Source organism: Streptomyces sp. NPDC030814 (assembly GCF_055572155.1).
The window spans coordinates 23,819-49,359 of sequence record NZ_JBVIDX010000040.1; the positions used below are offsets into that span (position 1 = coordinate 23,819).

Annotated in this window: 28 protein-coding genes and 1 pseudogene; 15 read left to right on the forward strand and 14 right to left on the reverse strand. The window is 70.4% G+C overall.

Translation table 11 applies throughout. From position 1 onward, the window contains the following. Nucleotides 1-381: 381 nt before the first annotated feature. Nucleotides 382-1,461, reverse strand: a complete 1,080-nt coding sequence (locus ACZ43N_RS40610; protein ID WP_468104580.1) for an NADH:flavin oxidoreductase/NADH oxidase — start codon at nt 1,459-1,461, stop codon at nt 382-384. A gap of 148 nt (nt 1,462-1,609) precedes the next feature. Between ACZ43N_RS40610 and ACZ43N_RS40615 the strand changes: the two genes are divergently transcribed. Further along, on the forward strand, nt 1,610-1,972 hold the full coding sequence (locus tag ACZ43N_RS40615; protein WP_468104581.1) for an ArsR/SmtB family transcription factor: 363 nt from the start codon (nt 1,610-1,612) through the stop codon (nt 1,970-1,972). A 79-nt stretch (nt 1,973-2,051) separates the two neighbouring features. Here ACZ43N_RS40615 and ACZ43N_RS40620 read toward each other — a convergent pair. Next, nucleotides 2,052-2,183 (reverse strand): annotated as a pseudogene (locus ACZ43N_RS40620) (IS5/IS1182 family transposase); the annotation flags it as partial. Between the two features lie 129 nt (nt 2,184-2,312). Here ACZ43N_RS40620 and ACZ43N_RS40625 point away from each other — a divergent pair. Both ACZ43N_RS40625 and ACZ43N_RS40630 read left to right on the forward strand, forming a co-directional pair. Then, nucleotides 2,313-3,329 (forward strand): hypothetical protein, encoded by a 1,017-nt coding sequence (locus ACZ43N_RS40625; protein WP_468104582.1) that lies wholly within the window; start codon nt 2,313-2,315, stop codon nt 3,327-3,329. Continuing rightward, nucleotides 3,323-4,291 (forward strand): glycoside hydrolase family 113, encoded by a 969-nt coding sequence (locus ACZ43N_RS40630; RefSeq protein ID WP_468104583.1) that lies wholly within the window; start codon nt 3,323-3,325, stop codon nt 4,289-4,291. Before ACZ43N_RS40625 ends, ACZ43N_RS40630 begins: the two co-directional genes overlap by 7 nt. Nucleotides 4,292-4,416: 125 nt before the next feature. Here ACZ43N_RS40630 and ACZ43N_RS40635 read toward each other — a convergent pair whose 3' ends face one another. Next, nucleotides 4,417-5,763 carry an FAD-dependent oxidoreductase gene (locus ACZ43N_RS40635; protein WP_468104584.1) on the reverse strand — a complete coding sequence of 449 codons (1,347 nt, stop codon included), beginning with the start codon at nt 5,761-5,763 and terminating at the stop codon, nt 4,417-4,419. A 124-nt stretch (nt 5,764-5,887) separates the two neighbouring features. Between ACZ43N_RS40635 and ACZ43N_RS40640 the strand changes: the two genes are divergently transcribed. Next, the gene (locus ACZ43N_RS40640; RefSeq protein ID WP_468104585.1) at nt 5,888-6,418 is read left to right on the forward strand and encodes a DUF6214 family protein; all 531 of its coding nucleotides are present in this window, start codon (nt 5,888-5,890) and stop codon (nt 6,416-6,418) included. A gap of 161 nt (nt 6,419-6,579) precedes the next feature. Here the strand turns inward: ACZ43N_RS40640 and ACZ43N_RS40645 are convergent, their stop codons facing one another. Continuing rightward, nucleotides 6,580-7,245, reverse strand: a complete 666-nt coding sequence (locus tag ACZ43N_RS40645) for a DUF305 domain-containing protein (protein WP_468104586.1) — start codon at nt 7,243-7,245, stop codon at nt 6,580-6,582. A 193-nt stretch (nt 7,246-7,438) separates the two neighbouring features. On the opposite strand from ACZ43N_RS40645, the gene ACZ43N_RS40650 reads away from it, so the two are divergent. Continuing rightward, nucleotides 7,439-8,950: an LVIVD repeat-containing protein gene (locus ACZ43N_RS40650; RefSeq protein ID WP_468104587.1), complete on the forward strand. Its 1,512-nt coding sequence runs from the start codon at nt 7,439-7,441 to the stop codon at nt 8,948-8,950. 18 nt (nt 8,951-8,968) lie between these two features. Here ACZ43N_RS40650 and ACZ43N_RS40655 read toward each other — a convergent pair whose 3' ends face one another. The 5 genes from ACZ43N_RS40655 to ACZ43N_RS40675 all read right to left on the reverse strand — a co-directional run bounded on the left by ACZ43N_RS40655 (nt 8,969) and on the right by ACZ43N_RS40675 (nt 12,935). Then, the gene (locus ACZ43N_RS40655) at nt 8,969-9,619 is read right to left on the reverse strand and encodes a TetR/AcrR family transcriptional regulator (protein ID WP_468104588.1); all 651 of its coding nucleotides are present in this window, start codon (nt 9,617-9,619) and stop codon (nt 8,969-8,971) included. A 201-nt stretch (nt 9,620-9,820) separates the two neighbouring features. After that, on the reverse strand, nt 9,821-10,519 hold the full coding sequence (locus tag ACZ43N_RS40660) for an HAD family hydrolase (protein ID WP_468104589.1): 699 nt from the start codon (nt 10,517-10,519) through the stop codon (nt 9,821-9,823). Nucleotides 10,520-10,551: 32 nt separating this feature from the next. Then, entirely contained in the window at nt 10,552-11,235 is a 684-nt protein-coding gene (locus ACZ43N_RS40665; RefSeq protein ID WP_468104590.1) for a phosphatase PAP2 family protein, read from the reverse strand. Nucleotides 11,236-11,375: 140 nt separating this feature from the next. Continuing rightward, complete coding sequence (locus ACZ43N_RS40670) at nt 11,376-12,311, reverse strand: M56 family metallopeptidase (RefSeq protein ID WP_468104591.1); 936 nt, start codon at nt 12,309-12,311, stop codon at nt 11,376-11,378. A gap of 75 nt (nt 12,312-12,386) precedes the next feature. Beyond that, nucleotides 12,387-12,935, reverse strand: a complete 549-nt coding sequence (locus ACZ43N_RS40675; RefSeq protein ID WP_468104592.1) for a DUF5134 domain-containing protein — start codon at nt 12,933-12,935, stop codon at nt 12,387-12,389. A 271-nt stretch (nt 12,936-13,206) separates the two neighbouring features. On the opposite strand from ACZ43N_RS40675, the gene ACZ43N_RS40680 reads away from it, so the two are divergent. After that, nucleotides 13,207-13,755 carry a MarR family winged helix-turn-helix transcriptional regulator gene (locus ACZ43N_RS40680; protein WP_468104593.1) on the forward strand — a complete coding sequence of 183 codons (549 nt, stop codon included), beginning with the start codon at nt 13,207-13,209 and terminating at the stop codon, nt 13,753-13,755. Nucleotides 13,756-13,794: 39 nt separating this feature from the next. On the opposite strand, the gene ACZ43N_RS40685 is transcribed toward ACZ43N_RS40680, so the two are convergent. Continuing rightward, nucleotides 13,795-14,559, reverse strand: a complete 765-nt coding sequence (locus tag ACZ43N_RS40685; RefSeq protein WP_468104594.1) for a VOC family protein — start codon at nt 14,557-14,559, stop codon at nt 13,795-13,797. Between the two features lie 122 nt (nt 14,560-14,681). After that, nucleotides 14,682-15,074 (reverse strand): VOC family protein, encoded by a 393-nt coding sequence (locus tag ACZ43N_RS40690; protein ID WP_468104596.1) that lies wholly within the window; start codon nt 15,072-15,074, stop codon nt 14,682-14,684. Between the two features lie 115 nt (nt 15,075-15,189). Here ACZ43N_RS40690 and ACZ43N_RS40695 point away from each other — a divergent pair, with 115 nt between their 5' ends. After that, nucleotides 15,190-15,741: a GNAT family N-acetyltransferase gene (locus ACZ43N_RS40695; RefSeq protein WP_468104598.1), complete on the forward strand. Its 552-nt coding sequence runs from the start codon at nt 15,190-15,192 to the stop codon at nt 15,739-15,741. On the opposite strand, the gene ACZ43N_RS40700 is transcribed toward ACZ43N_RS40695, so the two are convergent. After that, the gene (locus ACZ43N_RS40700; RefSeq protein WP_468104600.1) at nt 15,731-16,414 is read right to left on the reverse strand and encodes a glycerophosphodiester phosphodiesterase; all 684 of its coding nucleotides are present in this window, start codon (nt 16,412-16,414) and stop codon (nt 15,731-15,733) included. The genes ACZ43N_RS40695 and ACZ43N_RS40700 overlap by 11 nt on opposite strands. 413 nt (nt 16,415-16,827) lie before the next feature. Here ACZ43N_RS40700 and ACZ43N_RS40705 point away from each other — a divergent pair, with 413 nt between their 5' ends. The 4 genes from ACZ43N_RS40705 to ACZ43N_RS40720 all read left to right on the forward strand — a co-directional run bounded on the left by ACZ43N_RS40705 (nt 16,828) and on the right by ACZ43N_RS40720 (nt 20,778). After that, the gene (locus tag ACZ43N_RS40705) at nt 16,828-18,225 is read left to right on the forward strand and encodes a DUF6421 family protein (protein ID WP_468104602.1); all 1,398 of its coding nucleotides are present in this window, start codon (nt 16,828-16,830) and stop codon (nt 18,223-18,225) included. 47 nt (nt 18,226-18,272) lie between these two features. Further along, the gene (locus ACZ43N_RS40710) at nt 18,273-19,025 is read left to right on the forward strand and encodes an SDR family NAD(P)-dependent oxidoreductase (RefSeq protein WP_468104604.1); all 753 of its coding nucleotides are present in this window, start codon (nt 18,273-18,275) and stop codon (nt 19,023-19,025) included. Further along, entirely contained in the window at nt 19,022-20,092 is a 1,071-nt protein-coding gene (locus tag ACZ43N_RS40715) for a threonine aldolase family protein (RefSeq protein WP_468104606.1), read from the forward strand. The genes ACZ43N_RS40710 and ACZ43N_RS40715 overlap by 4 nt, the downstream gene beginning before the upstream one ends. Before the next feature lie 95 nt (nt 20,093-20,187). Continuing rightward, complete coding sequence (locus tag ACZ43N_RS40720; protein ID WP_468104607.1) at nt 20,188-20,778, forward strand: transglutaminase-like domain-containing protein; 591 nt, start codon at nt 20,188-20,190, stop codon at nt 20,776-20,778. Between the two features lie 6 nt (nt 20,779-20,784). Here ACZ43N_RS40720 and ACZ43N_RS40725 read toward each other — a convergent pair whose 3' ends face one another. After that, entirely contained in the window at nt 20,785-21,513 is a 729-nt protein-coding gene (locus tag ACZ43N_RS40725) for a lysophospholipid acyltransferase family protein (protein WP_468104609.1), read from the reverse strand. 184 nt (nt 21,514-21,697) lie between these two features. Beyond that, entirely contained in the window at nt 21,698-22,114 is a 417-nt protein-coding gene (locus tag ACZ43N_RS40730) for a DUF4395 domain-containing protein (protein WP_468104611.1), read from the reverse strand. 75 nt (nt 22,115-22,189) lie between these two features. Here ACZ43N_RS40730 and ACZ43N_RS40735 point away from each other — a divergent pair, with 75 nt between their 5' ends. The 4 genes from ACZ43N_RS40735 (at nt 22,190) to ACZ43N_RS40750 (ending at nt 25,407) form a co-directional block, all read left to right on the forward strand. After that, complete coding sequence (locus ACZ43N_RS40735) at nt 22,190-22,603, forward strand: TlpA family protein disulfide reductase (protein WP_468104612.1); 414 nt, start codon at nt 22,190-22,192, stop codon at nt 22,601-22,603. A gap of 206 nt (nt 22,604-22,809) precedes the next feature. Beyond that, nucleotides 22,810-23,319 (forward strand): flavin reductase family protein, encoded by a 510-nt coding sequence (locus ACZ43N_RS40740; RefSeq protein ID WP_468104614.1) that lies wholly within the window; start codon nt 22,810-22,812, stop codon nt 23,317-23,319. Between the two features lie 243 nt (nt 23,320-23,562). Next, nucleotides 23,563-24,348 carry an electron transfer flavoprotein subunit beta/FixA family protein gene (locus ACZ43N_RS40745; protein ID WP_055714519.1) on the forward strand — a complete coding sequence of 262 codons (786 nt, stop codon included), beginning with the start codon at nt 23,563-23,565 and terminating at the stop codon, nt 24,346-24,348. A gap of 96 nt (nt 24,349-24,444) precedes the next feature. After that, nucleotides 24,445-25,407, forward strand: coding sequence for an electron transfer flavoprotein subunit alpha/FixB family protein (locus ACZ43N_RS40750; RefSeq protein WP_468104616.1), 963 nt, complete (start codon nt 24,445-24,447; stop codon nt 25,405-25,407). Nucleotides 25,408-25,541 lie beyond the last annotated feature (134 nt).

A 25,541-nucleotide genomic window follows, 5' to 3' on the forward strand; every position in this document is an offset into this window, starting at 1 on the left:
AGCGGGGGCATGGGCCCGTGGGCCCGCGGCGAGGAGGCGGCGGGCTTCGGCCTGGTCGATGGTGTGGTGCCGTCTGCCCGCGGCGTGGCAGTCGCGTGTGGAGTTCGGTGGACGGGGCGCCGACGCCGAATTCAACGAGCCGGTCGGGCCGTGGTGGCCGGCTGCGGCGCCCCTGCTCCTGCTGGGCCTGGCGCTCGGCGAGGGCGAGGGGACAGCCTGGGGGGTGTTGTGAACGTCCAGTGCGGTGCCCGCGGTGTCCGGCACGCACCCTCGCCGCACCGGCCAAAGACCCACGTAGCGCCACTACGAGGGCCTTCGTCCGGCACGCCGAGGCCACGCACCGGACACCGCGGGCACCGCACTGGACGTTCACAACACCCCCTAGACCGACCGGTGGTACTGCTCGGGGACATGCACCTCGCCCCCGAGCTCCCGGGCGGCCTGCCGGGCCCACGAAGGGTTGCGCAGCAGCTCACGGCCCAGCAGCACGGCGTCGGCCTCCCCGTTGGCGAGGATCTTCCCGGCCTGCTCGGCCTCGGTGATCAGACCCACCGCCGCGACGGGCATCGTCGTCTCGTTCCGGACGCGGGCGGCGAAGGGCACCTGGTAGCCGGGGCCGACGGGGATGCGGCCCCCGGGGGCGTTGCCGCCGGTGGACACGTCGAGGAGGTCCACGCCGTGGGCCTTCAGCTCGACCGCGAGCCGGACGGTGTCGTCGGCCGTCCATCCTCCCTCCTCCAGCCACTCGGTCGCGGAGACCCGGAAGAACAGCGGCTTGTCCTGCGGCCACACCTCCCGCACGGCGTCCACCACTTCGAGTGCGAAACGGATCCGGTTCTCGTACGACCCGCCGTAGGCGTCGGTACGGCGGTTGGAGTGGGGGGACAGGAACTCGTTGATCAGGTATCCGTGGGCACCGTGGATCTCGACGACCTCGAAACCGGCGGCGAGCGCGCGGCGGGCCCCCTCCGCGAACTTCCCGACGAGCGCCCGGATCTGCTCGACCGTCAACTCGTCCGGTACCGGGTGCTTCACGTCGAACGGCACCGGGCTGGGGGCGACCGGCTGCCAGCCGTGCGCGTCCGGGCCGACCGGGGCTCCGCCCTGCCAGGGCCGGTCGGTCGAGGCCTTGCGCCCCGCATGGGCGAGCTGCACCGCCGGCACCGTCCCCTGCCGCTTGAGGAAACCGGTGATCCGGCGGAACGCCTCCATCTGCGTGTCGTTCCAGAGGCCGAGGTCGTACGGGGAGATCCGGCCCTCGGGGGCCACGGCGGTCGCCTCCACGACGATCAGGCCCGTACCGCCGGTGGCGCGCGCCGCGTAGTGGGCGAAGTGCCAGTCGTTGGGCGCACCTGTCTCCGGGCCTTCCGGTGCGGCCGAGTACTGGCACATCGGGGGCATCCACACCCGGTTCGGGATGGTCAGTTCACGCAGGCGGTAGGGCTCGAAGAGCGCGCTCACGGCCGGACTCCAATCGTCAGGGATGCCGTCTCGGGACGGTGTGCGACCCGATGCCTCGTACGATAGCCATCGTAGTACGGCGAATGTCAAACTACGAGGGTTCTCGTACAATGGGACTCCCTGAAAGGCCCGACGCAGTGGAGCCGCCGTGACCTCGCCCGCCGTCAGCAGCCGTGATCTCCCGCACCCGGAGCCCGCGGAGATCCGGCTGGAGGCCGTGCTGCACGCGCTCTCCGACCCCATGCGGCTGCGCATCGTGCGAGAACTCGCCGCCGACGGCGACGAGCTCTCCTGTTCGTACTTCGACCTGCCGGTCACCAAGTCCACGACCACGCACCACTTCCGGGTGCTGCGCGAGAGCGGGGTGATCCGGCAGGTGTACCGGGGCACCGCCAAGATGAACGGCCTGCGCCGGGAGGACCTGGACGGTCTCTTCCCGGGGCTGCTGGACGCCCTCCTGGACGCCGCCGAACGGCAGGCCGCCCGCGTCGGGGACCCCGACGACGCCTGAACCGGGGCTCCGCCGGAAGGTGGTTGAACCGCTGGATGCGTGCTGCCCCGATGCGCCTGGGTAGGCCGTTTCGTTTGGATCAGTGGGCCGACCACAGGAAGATGCCGGCGATGTGGGGTCCGGCCAGGTAGATCATTGCGGTCTTCTCGTAGCGGGTGGCGATGCCTCGCCACTGCTTGAGGCGGTTGATGCACCGCTCGACGGTGTTGCGCTGCTTGGACGTAGACGGAAGTCGTGCGCTCGTCGACGAAAGGCGGATGCCCGGCGGTCGGCGGTCACTCTAGTGTCGACCGGACCGATGACGACCCGGACCGCTGAACCACCAACGCAGAGGATTCTCATGCCCGAACTGTCCGCCCCTGCCGCACTGCCGCGGTTTCGGCACCGCTGGGCGGCCGTGGCGGGCCTGCTGGTGCTGTCCCCGATCAGCGCGGAGTACCTCATCGGCTACGGCGAAAGCACTGGTCGGCCGCTGGAGCTGCTGGCGGGCCTGCTCATCCTCGCGCCGCTCTACGGAACCGTCGCGGTGCTCATCCGCGAGATCACTCGGCGCACCGGCCGCGGCTGGCCGACGGTCCTGCTGTTGAGCGCGGCCTTCGGGGTGCTCCAGGCCGGCTTGATCGACCAGACCCTGTTCGACAATGAGGTCGACGCCGATGGCCCCGACTGGGCGACCCAGGCGCTGGTCACCCTCATCCCAGGCCTGGGGGTCGATGCGGCGAGACTGCTGAACTATGTCGGAGGGCATGTGATCTGGAGTTTCGCCGCTCCGATCGCGGTGGTCGAATCCTGTGCCCCGCGCATCGCGAACCTGCGGTGGCTGGGTCCGGTCGGAGTCGGCGTCATGGTGGTGCTGTGGGCGCTGAGCGCCGCACTGATCTACAGCGACACGGCAGCGGACTCCCCCGTGCGCCCGGCACAGCTGATCGGCGCCGCAGTGGTCGCCATCGCCCTGATCGCCGCCGCGTTCACCGTCCGGCCTGTGAGGACCGAGTCGTCTGCGAAGGCGCCGTCGTGGTGGCTGGTCGGCGGTGTCACAGGGATCGCATGGTGTGCCAGTCAGCTGCTGCCGGCGACCTGGGCGGGCGTAGCGGTGAACGTCGTCGCGATGGTCGTACTCGGCTGGCTGCTGCTGCGCTGGTCGCGCCGCCGGGACTGGGGCCGTCGGCACGTACTGGCCGCCGCGGGTAGTGCTCTCGTCGTCCGTGCCGGGTTGTCCTTCCTGGTCGAACCGCTCGGCGACAACGTGGATCTCACGATGAAGTACGCGGTCAACGCCGCGATGCTCGGTGGAGTCGCCGCCCTTCTCCTCATGGCCGCCCACCGTCTGCGTCGACAGGAGCCGAGCGCATGCTGACCGTCCGCGGCATCTCCTACCTGGTCGGCGAGGCAAGCACCGATGACGTACGGCGGGACATGGAGGTCATCGTCCGGGACCTGCACTGCACCACGGTGATGCTCATCGGGGACGGGAAGCGGTTGATCGATACCGCCCGCATCTCCCTCCAGTCCGGTCTCGGCGTGTACATCCGGCCCGACGTTCCCGAGCTGCCTCAGCCGAAGCTGCTGGAACACCTGGACGCCGTCGCCGAGGCGGCCGAGGAACTTCGCCGGGAACACCCGGACCGGGTGACGCTCCTCGTCGGCAGCGAGTTCTCCCACACAGCGCCGGGCATCGTCCCCGGACCTCGGTCGTTCTTGCGCCTGAAGCTCATCCTGCGTTTCCGCCGCCTGCTGCGGCGCAGGATCGACCGGCGGCTCCACAGGCTGCTCACCATCGCCGTGACCACCGCGCGGCGCCGCTTTGGCGGGCCCGTCACCTACTCCGCGGGCGGGTGGGAACACGTCGACTGGTCGCTGTTCGACCTGGTCGGCGTCAGTCTCTACCGCTCCCGCCGTAACCACACCACCTACACAGACCGCCTGCGCAGCCTCGTTCGCGACCACGACAAGCCCGTGGTCATCACCGAGTTCGGGTGCGGTGCCTTCACCGGAGCCGACCAGCGGGGAGCCGGCGCCTTCTGGATCGTCAACTGGTTCGCCGTACCCCCGCACATCCGCGGCGACCACCCCCGCGACGAGACCGTCCAGGCCCGCTACCTCGGTGAACTCATCGACCAGTACGACGCGGAGGGCGTGCACGGCTGTTTCGTGTTCACCTTCGCCATGCCCGACTTCCCGCGTCACGACGCTCCTCGTCTCGATCTGGACAAGGCCGGCTTCGGGGTCGTGGCGGTGACCGGCGACGGTGTAGGCAGCCCCAAGGAGGCGTTCCATGAGGTCGCGCGGCACTACGGCGACATGGCCGCGGAGGAATGACCGAATGAGATGAGCGGCCAGGCATCCAACACGCCAATTCGGCCTCCGGATACCAACTTGCCCGGTGTGGCTAAGCTGTTTCGTTTGGATCAGCCCGTCGTTGTCCGGGTGTGCCGTGAACCGGCCTAGTCCTGCGCGCCGTTCTGAGCCGCCGTCAGCAATGACTCCCAGTCCGGGAGTTTCACCACGCCCCGTCCCAGGGACGCCCCCAGCTCCGCCTCCGCCCGTTCGATCGCCTGCCAGCCCGACCACTCCACGGGGCGGACACCCTCCGCCCGCAGGGCCGCCAGCGGGTCGGCCGGGACCGCGCGGCGTACGAGTGCGGGGGCGTCCTCCAGCAGGGAGGTCACCGTCTCCTTCGCACAGGGGCGGTTGGTGCCGATCACTCCGCTCGGGCCCCGCTTGATCCACCCGGCCACGTACTCGCCCGGTGCGGCCACGCCCTCCCGCACGACCCGGCCGGTGAGATGGGGGACTGTGCCCCGCTCCGGATCGAAGGGAAGTCCGTCGATCGGTACGCCGCGGTAGCCGACCGAGCGGAGGACCAGCTGGGCCTCGATCTCCTCGTACCGGCCGGTGCCGACGAGGCCGCCCCGGCCGTCCGGCTGCGTGCGCTCCAGACGGACGCCGCAGACGCGGTCGCCGTCGGCGAGGAGTTCGACCGGGCGGAGGAAGAACCGCAGCCGGATGCGGTGCCGGCCGCTCGGCGGTGGCGCGGTGGCCCAGCCGCGCAGCACCTCGATGTTCCGGCGCTGCGCGGCGGGCAGGGCCGACGGATCGACGTAGTCCGGGTCCATCTCCAGCTCCGCCGGGTTGACGGTGACCTGGGTGTCCGGAAGGGTGCCCAGCTCGCGCAGCTCCTTGGTGGTGAAGCGCGCCCGGGAGGGGCCGCGCCGGCCCACCATGTGGATCCGGGAGACCTCGCTGGCAGCCAGCGAGGCGAGCGCGGACTGCGGCATGTCGGTCGGGCTCAGTTCGGCCGTACCCCGCGCCAGCATGCGGGTCACGTCCACGGCCACGTTCCCGACGCCGATGACCACCGCCGTGCGGGCGCCGAGGAGGAAGGAGTCGGCGACGGCGTCCGGGTGCGCGCTGTACCAGGACACGAACTCGGTCGCCGACCAGCTGCCGAACAGATCCTCGCCCGGGATGCCGAGGCGGCGGTCGGTGGCGGCACCCACGCAGTACACGACCGCGTGGTACAGCTCCCGCAGCCGCGCCACCGGCACGCCGCGCGGGCCCACCTGGACCCCGCCGAGGAAACGCACCCGCTCGTCCTCCAGCACGGTGCGGAGGTTGTTCTGGAGCGACTTGATCTTCTCGTGGTCCGGCGCCACCCCGTAACGGACCAGACCGTACGGGCACGGCAGACGGTCGAGGACGTCGACCAGGACCCCGGGATCCTGCTGCACGAGGCTCTGTGCGGTGTAGCACCCGCTCGGCCCCGAACCCACGACGGCGACACGCAGCACGGCGGAACTCCTTACGCGAGGAGATCGCTGATGCCTCCAGGATCGCACCGCGGCGCCCGCCGGGGGAGGGGGCGCTCGGCGTGGCTGCCCAGAACGATTGTGATCACTCGCTTACGTTGCGTGTGTGCTGGAAGCATCCTTTCTCAACCTTTCTGATCGGCATGGGCAGGACGGTGCGGTCTCGGTGTGGCCCGCATGGCAGGTGCAGGAAGGCGAGGGCACCACGGCCTGGTTCAACGCCCGGCTGAGCTTCTCGGACGGGGCCCGGGTCGAGGTCCTCGCCGTGGTGGCCGGGGGGCGGCTGTCCCTGGAGGACGTCCGCGCCCAGCCGCCGTTGGCCCTGGAGGACCTGGCCGAGCTCGCCGACTGGATCGAGGGCCCGCTGTTCGAGGCGTGCGGCACCGCGCCCGGCCGGGTCGAGGACCGCGCGCCGGGCGGCCGGTCCGCGTCCGCCCGCCGGGCCAGGCCCGTCTGGCCGCGGGGCATGGAGGGGCGGCGGCTGGTGGCGGAGGAGTACCTCGCCGCGCAGTGGGACGGCTGTGACCCGGTGCTCGCGGTGATGTGCGCGACCGGGCACAGCCGCCGCAAGTCACTGCGGCTGATCGCCGGGGCGCGGGACGCTGGTTTGCTGGCGCCCCGGCACGCCCGGCGCTGAGACGCCCGTGAAGCCGGTGCCGTAACACCAGGTGTCACGGAGTCGGGGTCACGGAGTCGGGGTCGTGAAGCCGAGCCGGGACGACGATCCGTGAAAACGGCCCGTGAAAACGACCCGCGAAGGCGATAGTGCAGTCGGAGCCGTGCACAGGCCCGCAGCGGCTATGCCAGGAGGTCGCGCATCCTGCTGATCTCGGTCGTCTGCTGTGCGATCACGTCGTCGGCCATCTCCTCGATCAGGATGTTGTTGCCCTGGGTCTTGACGTCCGTGGCCATCGTGATCGCCCCCTCGTGGTGAGTGATCATCAGCTTCAGGAAGAGCCGGTCGAACGCCGCCCCGCCGAGGGTGCCGAGTTCCTTCAGTTGCGCCTCGGTCGCCATGCCCGGCATGTCCCCGTGGTCGTGCACTGCGCCCTTCTTGTCGCCGCCGTTGGTTTTCAGCCAGCCCTCCATGGCCTCGATCTCCGGCTTCTGGGCGGCCGAGATGCGCTCGGCGATCCGCTTCACCTGTGTCGACTTCGCGTGCTCCGGGGCGAGCTCGGTCATCTTCAGGGCCTGGCGGTGGTGCTTGATCATCATGCGCGCGTAGGCGAAGTCGGCGGAATTCGGCGAGTCGTCCTCGGCGCGCCGCTTCTCGGCCTCATCCGGTGACAGGGTACGGGCCGCCTCGCCGGGTTTTCCGGGAGCGATGACCGCGGGCCCGTCCGACTTGGCGGAAGCGCCGTCGGGGCCGGTGTCCGACCCCGAGTCACAGGCCGCGAGCGCGAGGAGAGCGGCCGTCAACGAGGCCGTGACCAGCGACGCGCGGGATCTGCGGCGAACGAGCACAGTTTCCTCCTGGGCAGAGCAACGGGCGTACACCTTGCGAGTGTTGACGAACGTTCCTAACACGCATTCAGGCGCCGCTGATCAAATTTGTTCGTTACAAGTACATTGCCATCTGTTGTTCTGTGCATGATGAAGACGATACTTCGGAGGTGCCTGAACCGTTCGACTGCGAACGGCTACGAGGGAGGACACAGTGACCCTGTTAAACAACCTTCGGACGCGCCGCAGACGGCTGGGGGTGGCCGCGACGGCGGCCGGACTCCTGGCCGCGCTGCTCACGGCAGGTCCGGCGGCCGCGACTCCCGACCCGGGGGACGCGCCCGCCGTGCGGGAGAAGGTCTCCAAGAGCGACGCGGCCGAGGCGCGGGAGGCGATCGCCGCCGGTGAGATACCCGGCAAGGACGAGATCGTCCACTCCGCCAACATCCAGCACCTGACCAACATCCCGAAGGAGGCGCTGCCGGGCACCAACTCCGACCTCGCCTTCCAGGGCAGGTACGCGTTCGCCGGCAACTACGACGGCTTCCGCATCTTCGACATCAGCAACCCCAAGGCCCCGAAGACGGTCGCCCAGGTCCTGTGCCCGGGCTCCCAGAACGACATCTCCGTCTCCGGGAACCTGCTCTTCCTGTCCACGGACTCCTCGCGCAGCGACAGCTCCTGCAACAGCACCACGCAGCCCGCGAGCGAGAAGTCGTCGTGGGAGGGCATGAAGATCTTCGACATCAGCGACAAGGCGAACCCGAAGTACGTCGCCGCCGTGGAGACCGCCTGCGGCTCGCACACCCACACGCTGCTGCCGAAGCGCAAGAACGTCTACGTCTACGTCTCCTCGTACTCGCCGAACGCCGCGTTCCCCGACTGCCAGCCGCCGCACGACGGCATCTCGGTCATCAAGGTGCCGCGCTGGGCCCCGGAGAAGGCGGCCGTCGTGGGCTTCCCCGTCCTCTTCCCCGGTGAGGGCCCGGACGGTGGCGGCAACCCGGGTTCGCCCACGAACCCCGGTGTCTCCAAGACCACCGGCTGCCACGACATCACGGTGCTGCCGTCGAAGGACCTGGCGGCCGGCGCCTGTATGGGTGACGGCATCCTGTTCTCCATCGAGGACCCGGAGAACCCGAAGATCATCGACCAGGTCCAGGACAACGTGAACTTCGCGTTCTGGCACTCGGCGACCTTCAACCAGAAGGCGAACAAGGTCGTCTTCACCGACGAGTTGGGCGGCGGCGGCGCTGCCACCTGCAACGCGGAGATCGGCCCGGACCGCGGTGCCGACGGCATCTACGACATCGTCGGCAGGGGCGACCACCGCAAGCTCGTCTTCAAGAGCTACTACAAGATCCCTCGCCACCAGGCGAACACCGAGAACTGCGTCGCCCACAACGGCTCACTGATCCCGGTCAGGGGCAAGGACATCATGGTCCAGGCCTGGTACCAGGGCGGTGTCTCCGTATGGGACTTCACCGACTCCGCGAACCCGACGGAGATCGCCTACTTCGAGCGCGGCCCCCTTTCCACGGACACCCTGGTCGGCGGCGGCGCCTGGTCGGCCTACTACTACAACGGCCACATCTACTCGAACGACATGGTCAAGGGATTCGACGTCCTGAAGATCGACGACCGGCGCACGGACCCCGCCCGGTGGGTCCATCAGCGTGAACTCAACGTGCAGACGCAGCCGGACTACTTCGGCTTCGACTGGTAGGACGCCGGGCCGACACCGTCAGGTGGCGAAGAACCGCGACAGATCCCTGTCGTACGTCCCGCCGGTCCCCTCGGGGGTCGGCGGGACACCCGACTCCCAGTCGAGCCCGTAGCGCCGGAACAGCTCCGCCCGCAGGGTGGTGACCGGCAGCGGCGCGTTCGGCAGCACCATCGCGTACACGGCACCCATCAACAGGGCCCGCAGCAGCGGGTAGTCGGCGTCCGGGTCCGCGGAGCCGTGCCGGGCGACCGTGTCGCGCAGCAGTTCGCCCAGCCGCCGCTGCTCGGGGCACTGCACCAACCCCTCGGCCGACTGGAGCAACCCCGCCATGTGCTGGCGCATCAACACGGGCCGGTCCCGGGCCAGTCCCAGGATCGCGTCGACCGCCCGTGCCATCCGCTCCCGGCCGTCCTCGCTGGGCGGTTCGCCCTCCAGCACCTCCTCCAGCGTCCGGTGCATCAGACGGTGCACCGCCGACTGCACCAACTGGCGCTTGCCGGGGAAGTAGTACGACACCAGGCCCCGCGCCGACCCCGCGCGGTCGGCGATGTCCCCGAGCGTCGTGGCCTCGTAGCCCCGCTCGTCCACCAACTCGACCGCGGCCTGCAGCAGTCGCTCCCGGGAACGCCGACGCAACTCTTCATTGACCGAGGCGCTGCGCGGGGACATCCTGTAACTCCTGCGTTGACTGGCTGCCAGCCAACTATACTCAGCGCTTCCGGGCGGCCACCCTGCGTGCACCCTCCCGGTCGCTGTCCGTCCCGGACCGCACGGGGGACGGTCCGGGACGGACGTCCAGTGGCCGGTGATGACGGTGACGGTGCATCGGACGCGGGACCCGCCCAACGGAGCCGCGAGGGGACGGTGTCTTCAGTCCACCAGGTCCAGCACGGGCCGCAGTCCGTCCGGCCGGCTGTGCGCGGGCAGGTGGTCCACGAAGTGCACCGCGCAGCCCAGGGCCGCCGCACCACCGTCCGCCCGCCGGTCGTCGCCGACCATCAGCGCATCGCTCGCGTCGACGCCGAGCGCCTCGCAGGCGAAGGCGAACAGCCGCGGATCCGGCTTCTGGATGCCGTGCTCGTACGACAGGACGTAGGCGTCCACGTACGGGTCGAGACCGTGCGCGCGGAAGACCGGCCGCAGATCCCAGCCGATGTTGCTCACCACTCCGACGGCCACCCCGCGCTCCCGCAGGCCGGTGAGCACCTCGGCCGCGTCCGGGTACGGGCGCCACGCGGACGGCGTCATATGGCGGTCGTACAGGGAGTCGTGGAGCGCGGGATCGGGCAGGTACACCTGCCGCGACAGACCCGTGAAGGCGGCCCGGTGCTCCTCGGCGCTCCGGTCCCGGACCGCCCACAGCTCACCCAGCTCGCCGGTCGGCAGCACTACGGGGGCCGGCCCGCCGGGCAGCGCGCCCGCCCGCTCCAGCGCCTCGGCGGCCCTGCCCACCTCCGGCTCGGGCAGGTCGACACCGGTGTCCGTCAGCACCGCGCGCAGCCAGGATTCGGTGGACTCGATGCGGAAGAGGGTTCCGGAGAAGTCGAACAGCACGCCTTTGATCGTCATGACGGCGATCCTTCGCGGCGGCCCCGACCCGGTCAAGTACCCCTCGGCGCATCCCGCTTCTCGTACGCCATGACCGCCAACGCCACGGTCAGCGCGCCCAGCAGCCAGCCGCCCACCACGTCCGACGCCCAGTGCACGCCCAGCCAGATCCTGGTCAGGCCCACGCCGAGGACGGACACCACGGACAGCGCCAGCGCGATCCGCATGACGACGCGTCCGGCGCCGTACAGGTGCAGGAGCCACAGCAGGAGACCGCACACCACGGTCGCCGTCATGGCGTGGCCCGACGGAAAGGCGGCGTAGTGGGCGGAGTCCACGGGGTCGGGCCACGCGGGCCGCTCCCGGCCGACCGCGGCCTTGAGACCCTGCTGGACCGCCGTCCCCACCGCACAGGTGATGGCCATCCAGATGGCGAGCCACCACTCTCTGTACCGCCACACCAGCCAGACAGCGGCGGCCGCGCAGACGAGGCGCATCGTCACCGGATCCCACACCCAGTCCGTCAGGATGCGGAAGGCGTGGGTGAGCCCGGACTCGGCGACGGCCCATCTGTGGGTGGTGTCCGCGATGCTGTCGTCCAGGGACATCAGCGGCGCCCAGGGGAGCGCGACCAGGACGAGCAGCAGGACGGAGGGCGCCGCGAAGGCCGCGGCGACGCGGGCGGTGCGGGTGGTCGACGGCCGGTGGGGCGGCGAGTCGACGGTGGGGGTGTGCATGGAGCGATCCTCGCCGACCCGTGGGGCTCCGTGCCAACGCCGGGGCGTGAGATCACTGTCACGCGCCGCGACCGGAGCGCAGGCCGTGCGTCGAGCGTTGTTCCTGGGTCGCCCTTTGTCGGTTCTTTGCCGGGTCACGGTTAACCGAGTGCCCGCAACCCCGGTACGAAAGCCACCAGAACAGGCAGGGCGGGCAGCAGGGCCGCGCACACGGTCAGCCGCAGCCGACGCACGGGCGTGAGCCGGTCCGGCGGAGCGAGAAGCCGGTGGACGCGCTGCGGCACATGGTCCTCGGGGGTCGAGCACGGCCCGAACACGCCCCGGTCCTCGTTCAGCCCCACGAGCGCGAGCGCGGTGGTCAGACGGCCGTGACGGCGTGAGGCGGTGTCGTCGGCGGCGAGTTCGACCAGGCGGTGCATCTCGTCGCGGAACGCGGCGAACACCGGCACCCTCGGGAAACCGCCCGCCAGCGCCGCCGAGCAGTGCAGCAGCCAGTCGTGGCGGGCCCGCGCGTGCCCCTGCTCGTGCGCGACCACCGCGTCCACCTGCCGCCCCTTCAACCGACGCAACGCGGCGGTGGTGATGACCAGTCGAGGCGTCGAGCCGGGCAGCCACCAGGCGTCCGGCCGCTCACCCTCCACCACCACGAGCCGGTCAGCCCCCTGTTCCTCACCGGGCAACAGCGGAGCTCGGCGCAGGATCTCCGCCTTGCGCCGCTGCCGGTGCCGCCGGGCCAGAGCGACCTCGCCGACCAGCATCGCCCCGGTCCACGCGCCGCCGCACGCGAGCGCGACCGCGGTGACCGCCGCCCACGAACCGCCGGTGCCCAGCGCGTACGCCTCGACCACGCCGTGCGGGGCGGGCGCGAACAGCGGCCCACGCACCGCCGTCCAGGCGGCGGCCGCGCTCAGCGCCATCGACAGTGCGCAGCACAGCAGGACGGCTGCCACGACGCACTGCCACACCCACAGCGCGACCACCGGTTCACGGTCCGGCCAGTCCGCCCGGGCCAGCAGCCGCGGAGCGACGACGGCGGTCAGGGCGCCGAGCAGCAACAACGCCGCGGGGACCATCATGGGCGAAGCCTATGAGCGGGACGGGGTGCGACGACATGGGCCGGGCGGTCCAAGTGACACAGACCACGGAGTGGATCAGACCGTGAGCAGCATGGCGAACATCCCGATGCCCATGGACAGCCGACACGCCCGCGCCAGCTCGGGCCGGTCACCCCAGCCGGTCGCCCGCCGCGCCGCGCCCCCGCCCCCGCGGACGGCCACCGGCATCAGGCGCACGCCCGCCCACAGCACATAACCGGCGAAGTACAGCAGAAGCACCCCGGTCAGCACGGGCGACCCGGTGCCGCCGTGGCCGCCGGGGGAGGCCGCCATCACCACCGCCATGTAGACCATCGCGACGGCACCCACCAGATGGTGCAGGTGGTGCGGACTCCTGCGGGCCGCCCACAGCGCGCGCAGCGCGGCGGCACCGAACACGACGGCATGGACGAACCAGGCCCACCGCGGGGGTACCGCCGTGGCGGCGGGAACGGCCATCGCGGCCATACCGAACCCCATGAGCGCCTCACCACCCGCTGCCCTGCGCTGCTCCTCGACGGTGCTGCGCATCCGCAGCAGGCAGTAACCACCGGTCATCGCGCACAGCGCGACCAGCAGCCAGCCGGGCGAAGCCGGTCCGTGCACCGTGCACCTCCACGCTCGACGGCGTCGAACAGTGATGACCGCGAGGTCGACCAGTCGGTCAGGGCATGCCCCTGCCCGGTGGCGCGCAGTCGAGCGCACGGGTGTACCCGGGGAGCGCGCGGGGTGCACCGCGCAGAGACCCGGGTTCCCCTGGGCAGGGGCACGGCGCGCCCGCCGGGGGAGCGGGTGACGACGTGGGGCGGGCCGGACACCGTACGCTCACGGCGACGGCACGACAGCACGGTTTCCACGCATCGGAGGACGCACCGGCATGACGGCAGGCAACGGGCGGACGGCGACGGGGAGCGGCGCCTCTCTCGGGGACACGGTCGCCAAGGTGGTGCGGCAGTGGCAGACGGTGCACCCCGGTCTCGACACCGGACCGATGGAGATCATCGGCCGGGTGAACCGCTGCGCCGCCCTCCTCCAGCAGGCCGAGGACGCCCCACTGCGCCGCGCCGGGCTCACCCGCCCCGAGTTCGACGTCCTCGGCACCCTGCGCCGCACCGGACACGAGCTGACGCCCAGTGAGATCGCCCGCGAGACGTTCGCCTCCGGCGCCGCCGTCACCAAACGCCTCAAGCTGCTGAGCGAGCGCGGACTGGTCGAGCGACGCGGCGACACCCGGGACCGCCGCGTCGCCCATGTCCGCCTCACCGACGCCGGCCGTGACCTCGTGGACAGCGTCCTGCCGGAGCAGCTGGCCTACGAGACGAATGTGCTGTCCGGTGTCGGCTCCGACGACCGGCGTGAACTGGCCGGACTGCTGGGCGAGTTGCTGATCCAGCTGGAGGGCCGGCTGGGTCTGCCGCGCGCCTGACCCAGGGGCACGTGCCCGGCAGGTGCCGCTGACCGGGACTCAGGGCTCCTCGTCCACCGGGTACACGCCGAACACGGCGCCCTGGGGATCGCGCAGCACGGCGATGCGCGGGCCGTCCGGCACGGTGGTCGGTTCCATGAGCATGGTGCCCCCGGCCTCGGTGGCGACCCGGGCGGTGTCGTTCACGTCTTCGACGGCGAAGTAGGGCAGCCAGTGCGAGGGCACCTCGTGCGGGAACTTCTCGTCCATGGTGACCATGCCGCCGAAGTCGGCGCCGTCGATGCCCCACCGCGTGTAGTGCCCGGAGGCGTGCACGCTCCAGCCGAACACGGTCGTGTAGAAGGTCTCGGCACCCTCCGGCGCACGGGTCAGCAGCTCGACCCAGCCGAGCGCGCCGGGCGCGTTGAACAGGCCGGCACCGGGGAAGGTGCGAGCCTCCCAGAGCTGGAAGGCCGCGCCGCCCGGGTCGAACGCCACCGCGAACCGTCCGATGTCGAAGGCGTCCATGGGCTCCAGGACGATGGATCCGCCGGCCGCCCGCACCGACTCCACCGCCGCGTCCGCGTCCCGCACCGCGAACGACACGTTCCAGGCCACCGGCTGCGATTCCTGGTACAGCGGCGCGAGGGCGGCGACAGCGGCCTCGCCCAGGTGCGCCACCGTGTACCCCCCGGCCTCCTGGCGCGAATCGGTCTCCGGACGCCAGCCGAACAGCTCGGTGTAGAACCGCTTCGCCGCCTCCAGATCACTGGTGCCCAGCTCGGTCCAGCAGGGCCCGCCGGTCACCGGCCTGTCGAGCTTCATGGCGCTCCTCGGTGGAAGGGACGGCCCCCTCACCAGCACGCTATGCCCGCACCCGGACCCCCGGCCACCGGGCGTACCAGCGGAACGATGGACCGGTGCGGGCAGTGGGCCGGCGGCCCGGGTCAGATGCCGGGCCGGTACCGCAGCGGATGGTCCGCGGGGATCTCCACCAGCACGATCTCCGTCCCGTCCGGGTCGGCGATCCACATCTCGATCAGTCCCCATGGCTCCTTCACCGGCGGCCGGCGCACCTCCACCCCGGCCGCCACCAGTTCCTCGTACGCCGCCGTCACGTCCGCCACCTGGAGCCACAGCTTCAACGCCGGCGAGGGCGGGGAGTCGGAGCGTCCGGCGACCTCCAGGAAACCGCCGCCGAGGAAGTACACGACGCCCCGGCGGTCACCCGTACCGAACTCGCGGTACACGGGAAGCCCCAGCTTCTCGCCGTAGAAGACCCGGGAGCGTTCCGGGTCGGTGGGACGCAGAAGGGTACGGCTGCTCAATACATGGACCATGCCGTCGGAGCCTAACTGTCCCCGTGACCCGCGGTGGATCACGGGACAGCCCTTGGTGGGCAAAGGACTACGCTTCAGGGTGCCCGCGCCGCAGCCAGATCCGTCAGGAGCGCCCATGGACACCGCCACCGGCCTGACCTTCCGTGATGCCACCGACGCCGACGTGGACACGATCGTCGCGCTGATCGAGTCGGCTTACCGGGGGGACTCCAGCCGGGCCGGCTGGACCACGGAGGCGGACATCCTCGAAGGGCAGCGCACCGATCCCCAGGGGGTCCTGGAGGTCATCAAGTCGCCCGACAGCCGGCTGCTCACGGTGGAGCGGGACGGCACGGTCGTCGCCTGCTGCCAGCTCGAACACCGCGGTGACCACGTCTACTTCGGGATGTTCGCGGTGAGCCCGGCGCTCCAGGGCGCCGGGCTCGGCAAGACGATCATCGCCGAGGCCGAGCGGATCGCGCGCGAGAGCTGGGGCGCCGAGGAGATGCACATGACCGTGATCTCCGTACGGAACGACCTCATCGCCTGGTACGAGCGGCGCGGCTACCGCCGTACGGGACGCATGACCCCGTTCCCGTACGGCGACGAGCGCTTCGGCATTCCGCTGCGGGACGACCTGCGGTTCGAGCTGCTGGTGAAGGAGCTGGCGCGGTCGGTCACGCCGTGAAGCGGCCGGTGCGTTTGATGTCCGGGTAGTCCGTGGTCGCGCCGTCCAGTTGCAGAGCGCGCACCAGCCGCAGATGGTCCTGGGTGTTGACCACCCAGCCGATGACGCGCAGATTCGCCTTGCGGGCGTGCTCCACGATCTCCAGGGTGAGCCGGCGGATGTTCAGGACGAGAGTGGAGGCGCCCACGGCCACCGCCCGGTCCACCACGTCCAGGCCGTAGCGGCTGGCGACCAGCGCGGTGCGCACGCCGGGGACGAGCCGGGCGATCTCGGCGACCGCCTCGTCGTGGAAGGACAGCACCTCGACCCGTCCCACCAGGTCGCGCCGGTGCATGACCTCGGCGAGGGCGCGGGCCGCCGCGGTGTCCTTGATCTCGGCCTGCAAGGGTGCCCGTACCGCGTCCAGCACCTCCTCGAAGGTGGGAATCCGCTCGCCGCGGCCCGCGTCCAGGGCACGCAGCTCGGCGAGGGTCTTGTCGGCGATGGGGCCCGTGCCGTCGGTCGTCCGGTCCACATCCGCGTCGTGCATGACGACGAGCGCGCCGTCCTTGCTCAGATGCAGATCGAGTTCGATGACGTCGAGGCCCGCGCGATCGGCGGCGACGAAGGAACGCAGGGTGTTCTCGGGTTCGACACCCATGACTCCGCGGTGACCGATGGTGAGGAAGTTCAAGGTGGACTCGCTTCCGTCGACGGCGGCTCGGGGACGCGTGACCGGGAGGGGGACGGCACACGGCTGGGCCGCAGCGTAGTCGTCCGGCCCCGTGATGCATCCGTACGTGCACAAGCCCTTTCGAGCCATCGCAGGCCGTGTCACGTCGGAGAATCGGGACCGTTTCCCCGCCTGTCCGCGCAAACCGGGTCATCCCTGAGTGGGCGAGTCCGGGGTGCGTTGACCCCGACCACCCTCGTGGGGGGTGACCTCACACAAATTGTGACCTGCGACGCGTGTGGCAGGAGATTCAGCGGTTAGGTACGGGGGGTGGCGGGAGGATTTCCGGCTCGGCCGTCTTGATCGGTCTTGCGGGAGGCGAGCTTCCCTACATACGGTGTCCCTACGAAAGGTTCTCCCGTGGAGGATGGGTCATGACGGAAATTCTTGTGCAGGTGGGTGCGGAGGGCGTTGTTCCTCCGGTCGGTAGGGTGGTGGAGCACCCGGCCTGGCCCGTGCTCAAGGATGCCGTGGAGCGGATCAGGCCCTGGCAGTCCAAGGACGGCTCCATCGATTTCGAGACCGAGGGCGCCCCCGGCCGCGCGGCCGCCGAGCAGGCCGTGCGGGACGTCGTCGGCGCCGTGGAGGAACTCTCCGGGCTGCTGCCGCACGACGCGGCGTACCACCAGGCGCTCGTCAAGGACCTGCTCCGGTGGGCCGAGGGCGGCTTCCAGGTGCCCGACTTCCTCGACTCGCTGCTGGCCTTCCAGCCGGCCGCCGACCGCCGTGACGGCCTCCAGCACCTGGTCGTCTTCCCGATGTACACGCAGAACGGCAACCCCGACCGCAACCTCGAAGCGGTCGTGCTGCGCATGGTCTGGCCAGACTGGCTGGCCGAACTCGAGCGCACCCGCTACGACAACCCGCTGTTCTGCGGCATCAAGTTCGAGGACTTCACGGCCGGCTACGACACCAACTCCGCCGTCCTCTTCCCCGAGACGATCGCCGTGCGCGAGGCGCCGGAACGATTCTCCTGGGGTGGCATCTTCTGCGACCGTGAGGCCGCCCGCTTCCGCCGGGTGACCGACGCCGCCGTCGACATCCTCGGCCTGGAGCTCCCCGCGGACATCGCCGCGATGGTCCACGACCAGAAGCGCTGCGAGGAGGCCTTCGTCCTGTGGGACATGGTCCACGACCGCACCCACAGCCACGGCGACCTGCCCTTCGACCCCTTCATGATCAAGCAGCGCCAGCCGTTCTGGATGTACGGCCTCGAAGAGCTGCGCTGCGACCTCACGGCCTTCAAGGAGGCCGTGAAGCTGGAGGCCGACGGCGTGCCGCAGGCTCGTGACGTGCAGTACGCGGTGCTGTTCGACCGGATGTTCCGCTTCCCGGTCACCGGCGAGCGCGTGCGCAACTACGACGGCCTCGGCGGCCAGCTCCTCTTCGCCTACCTGCACAAGCACGACGTCGTCCGCTGGACCGACAACAAGCTGTTCATCGACTGGCAGCGCGCCCCGCAGGTCACCAACGAGCTGTGCGCGGAGATCGAGAAGCTCTACCGCGACGGCATCGACCGCCCGAAGCTGGTCCACTGGTTCGCCGGCTACGAGCTGGTCTCCACCTACCTCGCCCCCCACCCCGGCTCCCGCTGGGCCAAGGGTCCCGACGCCCTGGATCTGACGCAGCCGCCGCGCAAGCTCGTCGACGACGTGCTTCCGGACGAGTTTCCGCTCAGCATGTTCTATGAGGCGCTCGCCAAGAAGCTCAAGAACGTGATCGCCTCCACCAAGGGCATCACGGCGGCGAACGCCGAGCGGGCCGCCGCGTGAGCGCCCGATCCGCAGAGGTCACAGTGGCTGCTCAGGAGGCGAAGACCATGGGGAACGGCAACGGAGCACTGAGCGGCGCGGTGATCGCGGTAGCGGGCGCGGGCGGGCCCGCGGGCCGGGCGACGCTGCTGCGGCTCGCCGAGGCGGGCGCGATCGTCGTCGGCTCCGACAACGACGCGGAGCGCCTCTCCGAGGCGGTGGACGCGGCCCGCTACGCGCACGGCGGCGCCACCGTCGTCGGCGACACGGTCGATCTGCTGGACCTCACGTCGACCCGCGACTGGGCGATGCGCGTCGAGAAGGACTTCGGCCGGGTCGACGGACTCGTCCACCTCGTCGGCGGCTGGCGCGGCAGCGAGACCTTCACCCGGACCAGCCTCGACGACTGGGACTTCCTGGAGATGCTGCTCATCCGCACCGTGCAGCACACCTCCCTCGCCTTCCACGAGGCGCTCCAGCGCAGCGACCGGGGCCGGTACCTCCTGATCAGCGCGGCCGGCGCGAGCAAGCCCACCGCGGGCAACGCCGCGTACGCCGCCGCCAAGGCCGCCGCCGAGGCGTGGACGCTCGCCATGGCGGACTACTTCCGCAAGGCCGGGGGACCGGAGGGGCCCACGTCCGCGGCTGCCATCCTGGTGGTCAAGGCATTGGTGCACGACGCGATGCGCGCCGACCGCCCCAACGCGAAGTTCGCGGGGTTCACCGACGTCAAGGAGTTGGCCGAGGCCATCGTCGACGTCTGGGAGAAGCCCGCCGCCGAAGTGAACGGGAACCGTCTGTGGCTCACCGAGAAGCCGTGAATCCACCCAGGACCGACGCACGGCGCCATCACGACCCGGAAGTCCGCGGCTTCGCCAGCGACAACTACGCGGGGGTCCACCCCGAGGTGCTCGCCGCCCTGGCCCTGGCCAACGGCGGGCACCAGGTCGCCTACGGCGAGGACGACTACACCGAGAACCTCCAGCGGATCATCCGCAGCCACTTCGGCGCCACCGCCGAGGCGTTCCCGGTCTTCAACGGCACCGGCGCCAACGTCGTCGCCCTCCAGTCGGTCACCGACCGCTGGGGCGCGGTGATCTGCGCCGAGAGCGCCCACATCAACGTCGACGAGTGCGGTGCGCCGGAGCGGATCGGCGGACTGAAGCTGCTCACCGTACCCACACCGGACGGCAAGCTCACACCCGAGCTGATCGACCGGCAGGCGTACGGCTGGGAGGACGAGCACCGGGCGATGCCGCAGGTCGTCTCGATCACCCAGAGCACCGAACTTGGCACCCTCTACACACCCGGCGAGATCCGCGCGATCTGCGAGCACGCCCACGCGCACGGCATGAAGGTGCACCTGGACGGCTCACGGATAGCCAACGCGGCCGCCTCGCTGGATGTGCCGATGCGCACCTTCACCGACGCCGTCGGCGTCGACATCCTCTCCCTGGGCGGCACCAAGAACGGTGCGATGTTCGGCGAGGCCGTCGTCGTCATCAACCAGGACGCGGTCCGGCGGATGAAGCACCTGCGGAAGCTGTCCATGCAACTCGCCTCCAAGATGCGTTTCGTCTCGGTGCAGTTGGAGGCGCTGCTCGCCAGGGATCTGTGGCTCCGCAACGCCCGGCACTCCAATGAGATGGCCCAGCGCCTCGCCGAGGGCGTCCGCGCGGTCCACGGCGTGGAGGTGCTGTATCCCGTGCAGGCCAACGCCGTCTTCGCCCGGCTGCCGCACGAGGTGAGCGAGCGCCTGCAGAAGCGGTTCCGCTTCTACTTCTGGAACGAGGCCGCGGGCGACGTCCGCTGGATGTGCTCCTTCGACACCACCGAGGACGACGTCGACCGGTTCGTGGCGGCACTCAAGGAGGAGATGGCCCGCTGAGGGCGCTCCACGGGAACGACCAGCGATTGCATAGATATACGGTCACCCGAAAATGCATTGACTCTCGTGTGATCGTATTTCTATGCTCTGCGGACATGGAGCTCATCCAGGAAACCCCTGACCTGTCCGCCTACTTGGCCGCTGACGACGTCATCGACCACCATCACGCGGTGGTGCGGGACGCTGCCGCGCGGTTGGTCCGACAGGCAGCTGACTCGTATGACTATGCGCGAATGGCCTTCGAATTCGTCCGAGACGCCATCCCGCACTCGGCGGACGCCGGTGATCCGCGCGTCACCTGGCGCGCCTCGGACGTCCTGGAGCAGGGCACGGGGATCTGCTACGCCAAAGCACACGCGCTGACCGCCCTGCTGCGGGCCGAGGACATCCCGACGGCCCTGTGCTACCAGCGGCTGACGCACGACGACGGCGGACACGCCGTGCACGGCCTGGTGGCCGTGCGCTTCAACGGGGGCTGGCACCGCCAGGACCCCCGGGGCAACAAGCCGGGCGTGAACGCCCGGTTCTCCCTCAGGGGCGAGCAGCTGGCCTGGGTGCCCGACCCGGAGGCCGGCGAGCGGGACTACCCCGTCCTCCACGCCCGGCCGCACCCGGACGTCATCGGCGCCCTCCAGGCCGCGCCCGACCGGACGCGGCTCTGGGAGACGCTCCCCACGACGCTGTAGGCCGGGTCAGCGGGCCTCGGCCTCGCGGACCTGCTCCGGGGTCGGGGCCGTGCCGCCGAGGTGGGCGGGCATCCACCAGGTGTCGTCCGGGCCCTTGGGGCGCACGGGGTAGGCGCGCTGCGCGGCCTCCAGCAACTCCTGGACGCGCTCGCGCAGTTGCCGGGTGATCGCACCCGCGTACTTGTCCTTGGAGGCCTCTATCGCCTCGCCGACCCGGATGGTGATCGGGATGTGGCTGCGCTTGAAGTTGCGCGGGTGGCCCTTGGTCCACAGCCGCTGCGTGCCCCACACCGCCATCGGAATCAGCGGGACACCGGCCTCCTGGGCCAGCCGGGCGGCGCCCGACTTGAAGCTCTTGAGGGTGAACGACTGCGAGATCGTGGCCTCGGGGAAGACGCCGACGATCTCGCCGGAGCGCAGCGAGTCGAGTGCGTGAGCGTAGGCCGCCTCACCCTGCGTACGGTCCACCGGGATGTGCCGCATGTTGCGCATCAGCGGGCCGGAGATCCGGTGCCGGAACACCGACTCCTTGGCCATGAAGCGCACCAGCCGCTTCTGCGGCAGAGCGGCCAGACCGTCGAAGATGAAGTCCAGATAGCTGATGTGATTGCTCACCAGCACGGCGCCGCCCGAGCGCGGGATGTTCTCCGAACCCTTGCAGTCGATCTTCAGGTCCCAGGCCTTGAACAGGGTGAGGGCGAGACCGATCGCGGGACGGTAGACAAGCTCTGCCATGGACGGAGTGGACCCTTCTCTCTGCCTGGGAAGGGGGCTCCCGGCGGAAAAGTTACGCAGCCGTAGGTTTACGGCATGTCGCAGATCGTGCCCCAAGAACGCACGAGTAGCCAGTCCTGTTGCCGGTGAAGGGCGAGATTCTCGTCACGTCAGGCATTCGGTCCACTGGCGCCTTCTCGTCTCTTCACTCGGCGCGTACCGTCACCCGGCGGACGAGCAGGTACATCTCGCAGCCCAGGCAGTACCCGAACACCGCGTTGAGGAAGGCCGCCGCGAGCGCCGCCCCGGTCGCCGCGAGCCCCAGCCACACGGGACCCAGCGTGAAACCGGCCAGCCCCATCAGCGCGAACACCAGCCCGACGGCCTGCGCGAACCGCGGCGGCTCCGGGGACTCGAACTCCGTCGGCGGCCCGATCCGCGGCCGGACGAGCCGGCGGAAGACCCAGCCGTACGGCGAACGGCCGACCCCGCCCGCCGCGCCCAGTGCGAAGGCGAACGTCTGCCAGGCCAGCAGCCAGGCGCTGCCACTGATCAGCACGACGGCCAGCACGACCGCCGTCACGGCCGCGCCGAAGCGCGGGCCTCTCACATCGATGTCCATGGGTCAAGCATTCCGCAAGCCAATCCCTTGGGGGAGTCGGGAATCTTTGCGGTCTCATGAACGCTGAAGCACCCTGTGACCGGACTGGTGGTGTGCGTACTGGTGCTTGCCGCGGCGAGCGCCTACGGAGTGCTGCAACGGCGGCGGAGCGGGAGGGTCGGAGTGCGTGTGCGGGACGGCGGGAAGCGGCTCGACGCCGCCGAGTTGGGGGAGGATCTCGGTGAACGGGCCACGCTCGTCCAGTTCTCCAGCGCCTTCTGCGCTCCCTGCCGGGCCACCCGCAGGGTGCTCGCCGAGGTCGCCGGGATGGTCCCGGGCGTCGCCCATGTGGAGATCGACGCCGAGCAACACCTCGACCTGGTCCGCCGGCTCGGCATCCTCAAGACCCCGACCGTGCTCGTGCTCGACGCGGACGGCCGGATCGTACGGCGGGCCGCGGGGCAGCCGCGCAAGGCGGATGTGATCGCCGCGCTCGGCGAGGCCGTGTGAGGAGGAACGGCGTGTGAGGTGCCTTCCGGATGACGGGACGCACTTGACTGTACGCGTCACGTATCGCCAGTCTGACGGCATGCCCCGGGAACTCCTTCTCTTCGAGCGTGTCCATGTGGATCTGGTCCGCACGGCGAGTTCGCGCTGTCCAGGTTGTTGAGCAGCTACGGACCCAGCTCGTCGACCTCAGCAGAAGGACACCTCCCATGACGGCCACCTCCGGCCTCGGTACCCCTCAGCTCGCCTCTCCCGATCTCCTGCGTTCCGTCTTCCGGCGGCACGCGGCCGGTGTCGCCGTGATCACTGCCCAGGGCGTCGCGGGCCCGGTCGGCTTCACCGCCACCTCCCTCACCTCGGTTTCCGCCGAGCCCCCGTTGCTCTCGTTCGGTATCGGCACCGGCGCCTCCAGCTGGCCGGCGGTCGCCGAGGCGGAATACGTGGGCGTGCACATACTCGGCGAGCACCAGCGGGAGCTGGCCGCCACCTTCGCCCGCAGCGGCGCCGACCGGTTCGGGGCGCCCACCGAATGGCGCAGTGGCCCGGAGGGGGTTCCCGTCCTCGACGACGTGCTCGCCTGGCTGGTGTGCCGGGTGGTGGCCCGGGTCCCGGCGGGCGATCACCGGATCGTCGTCGCCGAGGTGGTCCTCGGCGATCCCACCGGGGCGGGGCGGCCGCTGCTCTACCACCAGGGACGTTTCAGCGGTCTGCGCGACTGATCGGCGCGCGCGGACCGGGGCGCCTGGTTTCCAGCGGAATCCCGGCCGATTACGCAGGGTTGCCTACCTCACAGTTCAAAGCGCTTGCTTAGCGGGGATGAGATGCGGGACGGTAGGCGTCGTACTGGCGAGTAATATTCCGATCGGAGCGCAGGTCGCCCGGATCGGGATCGGCCGCTTCAGGCGCCTATGCTGCCTCCATAGCAGGCAGCCCAGAAATGACGATGCAGTAGGAGAGCCGGCGTGAGCTTGAGGATCGTTGTCACTGTGAAGTACGTGCCCGACGCCACTGGCGACCGGCACTTCGCCGATGACCTGACCGTCGACCGTGACGACGTGGACGGTCTGCTCTCCGAGCTGGACGAGTACGCGGTCGAGCAGGCCCTGCAGATCGCCGAGGACGCCGACGACGCCGAGATCACCGTGCTGACCGTGGGTCCGGAGGACGCCAAGGACGCGCTGCGCAAGGCGCTGTCGATGGGTGCGGACAAGGCGATCCACGTCGAGGACGACGACCTGCACGGCACCGACGCCATCGGTACCTCCCTGGTGCTGGCCAAGGCGATCGAGAAGGCCGGCTACGACCTGGTGATCTCCGGCATGGCCTCCACCGACGGCACCATGGGCGTCGTCCCGGCCCTGCTGGCCGAGCGTCTGGGCGTGCCGCAGGTGACCCTGCTGTCCGAGGTCTCCGTCGAGGACGGTGTGGTCAAGGGCCGCCGCGACGGCGACGCCGCCTCGGAGCAGCTTCAGGCGTCCCTGCCGGCCGTGGTCTCCGTCACCGACCAGTCGGGCGAGGCACGTTACCCGTCGTTCAAGGGCATCATGGCGGCGAAGAAGAAGCCGGTTCAGTCCTGGGACCTGTCCGACCTCGACCTGGAGGCCGAGGAAGTGGGTCTGGAGGGCGCCTGGACGGCCGTCGACTCCGCGGCCGAGCGTCCCGCGCGTACCGCCGGCACGATCGTGAAGGACGAGGGCGAGGGCGGCAAGCAGCTCGCTGAGTTCCTCGCGGGCCAGAAGTTCATCTAAGGCCCCTGCGGCCCGGCCAGGCCCCAACGGCCCGGTCGAGGCCCAACTCCCTTACGCCCCCTCAGACTTCGTAATTCCGCTAGGAGAACCATTCCCATGGCTGAAGTTCTCGTCTACGTCGACCACGTGGACGGCGCCGTCCGCAAGCCCACCCTGGAGCTGCTGACCCTGGCCCGCCGCATCGGCGAGCCCGTCGCGGTCGCCCTCGGTGCCGGTGCCGCCGACACCGCCGCCGCGCTCGCCGAGCACGGCGCGGTCCGGGTCCTCACCCACGACGCCGCCGAGTACGCCGACTACCTGGTCGTGCCGAAGGTCGACGCCCTCCAGGCCGCCGTCGCCGCCGTCTCCCCGGCCGCCGTACTGGTGCCGTCCTCCGCCGAGGGCAAGGAGATCGCCGCCCGCCTCGCGCTGCGCATCGGCTCCGGCATCATCACCGACGCCGTCGACCTGGAGGCCGGCGACGAGGGCCCGGTCGCGACGCAGTCGGTGTTCGCCGCGTCGTTCACCACCAAGTCCCGTGTCTCCAAGGGCACCCCGGTCATCACGGTCAAGCCGAACTCCGCCGCCGTGGAGGCCGCCCCGGCCGCCGGCGCGGTCGAGGCGCTGGACGTGACGTTCTCGGCGCAGGCGACCGGTACCAAGGTCACCGGCCGCACCCCGCGTGAGTCGACCGGTCGTCCGGAGCTGACCGAGGCCGCGATCGTGGTCTCCGGCGGCCGTGGCGTCAACGGCGCGGAGAACTTCGCGATCATCGAGGCCCTCGCCGACTCCCTCGGCGCGGCCGTCGGCGCCTCCCGTGCCGCGGTGGACGCCGGCTGGTACCCGCACACCAACCAGGTCGGCCAGACCGGCAAGTCGGTGTCGCCCCAGCTGTACATCGCCTCCGGCATCTCCGGCGCGATCCAGCACCGTGCCGGTATGCAGACCTCGAAGACCATCGTCGCGATCAACAAGGACTCCGAGGCGCCGATCTTCGACCTCGTGGACTACGGCGTCGTCGGCGACCTCTTCGACGTCGTCCCCCAGCTCACCGAGGAGATCAAGGTCCGCAAGGGCTGAGCCTCCCGGCGCTGAGAGGCCCCCGCGACCGCACGAACGGGACGCTGTTGGTTTATTCGGGGGCTGGTCCTACTTTGCCCCGTCGAGCATGAGCTCGGCGGGGCAAAGTGCTGCGAAGTGGCTGGTGCGGGTGC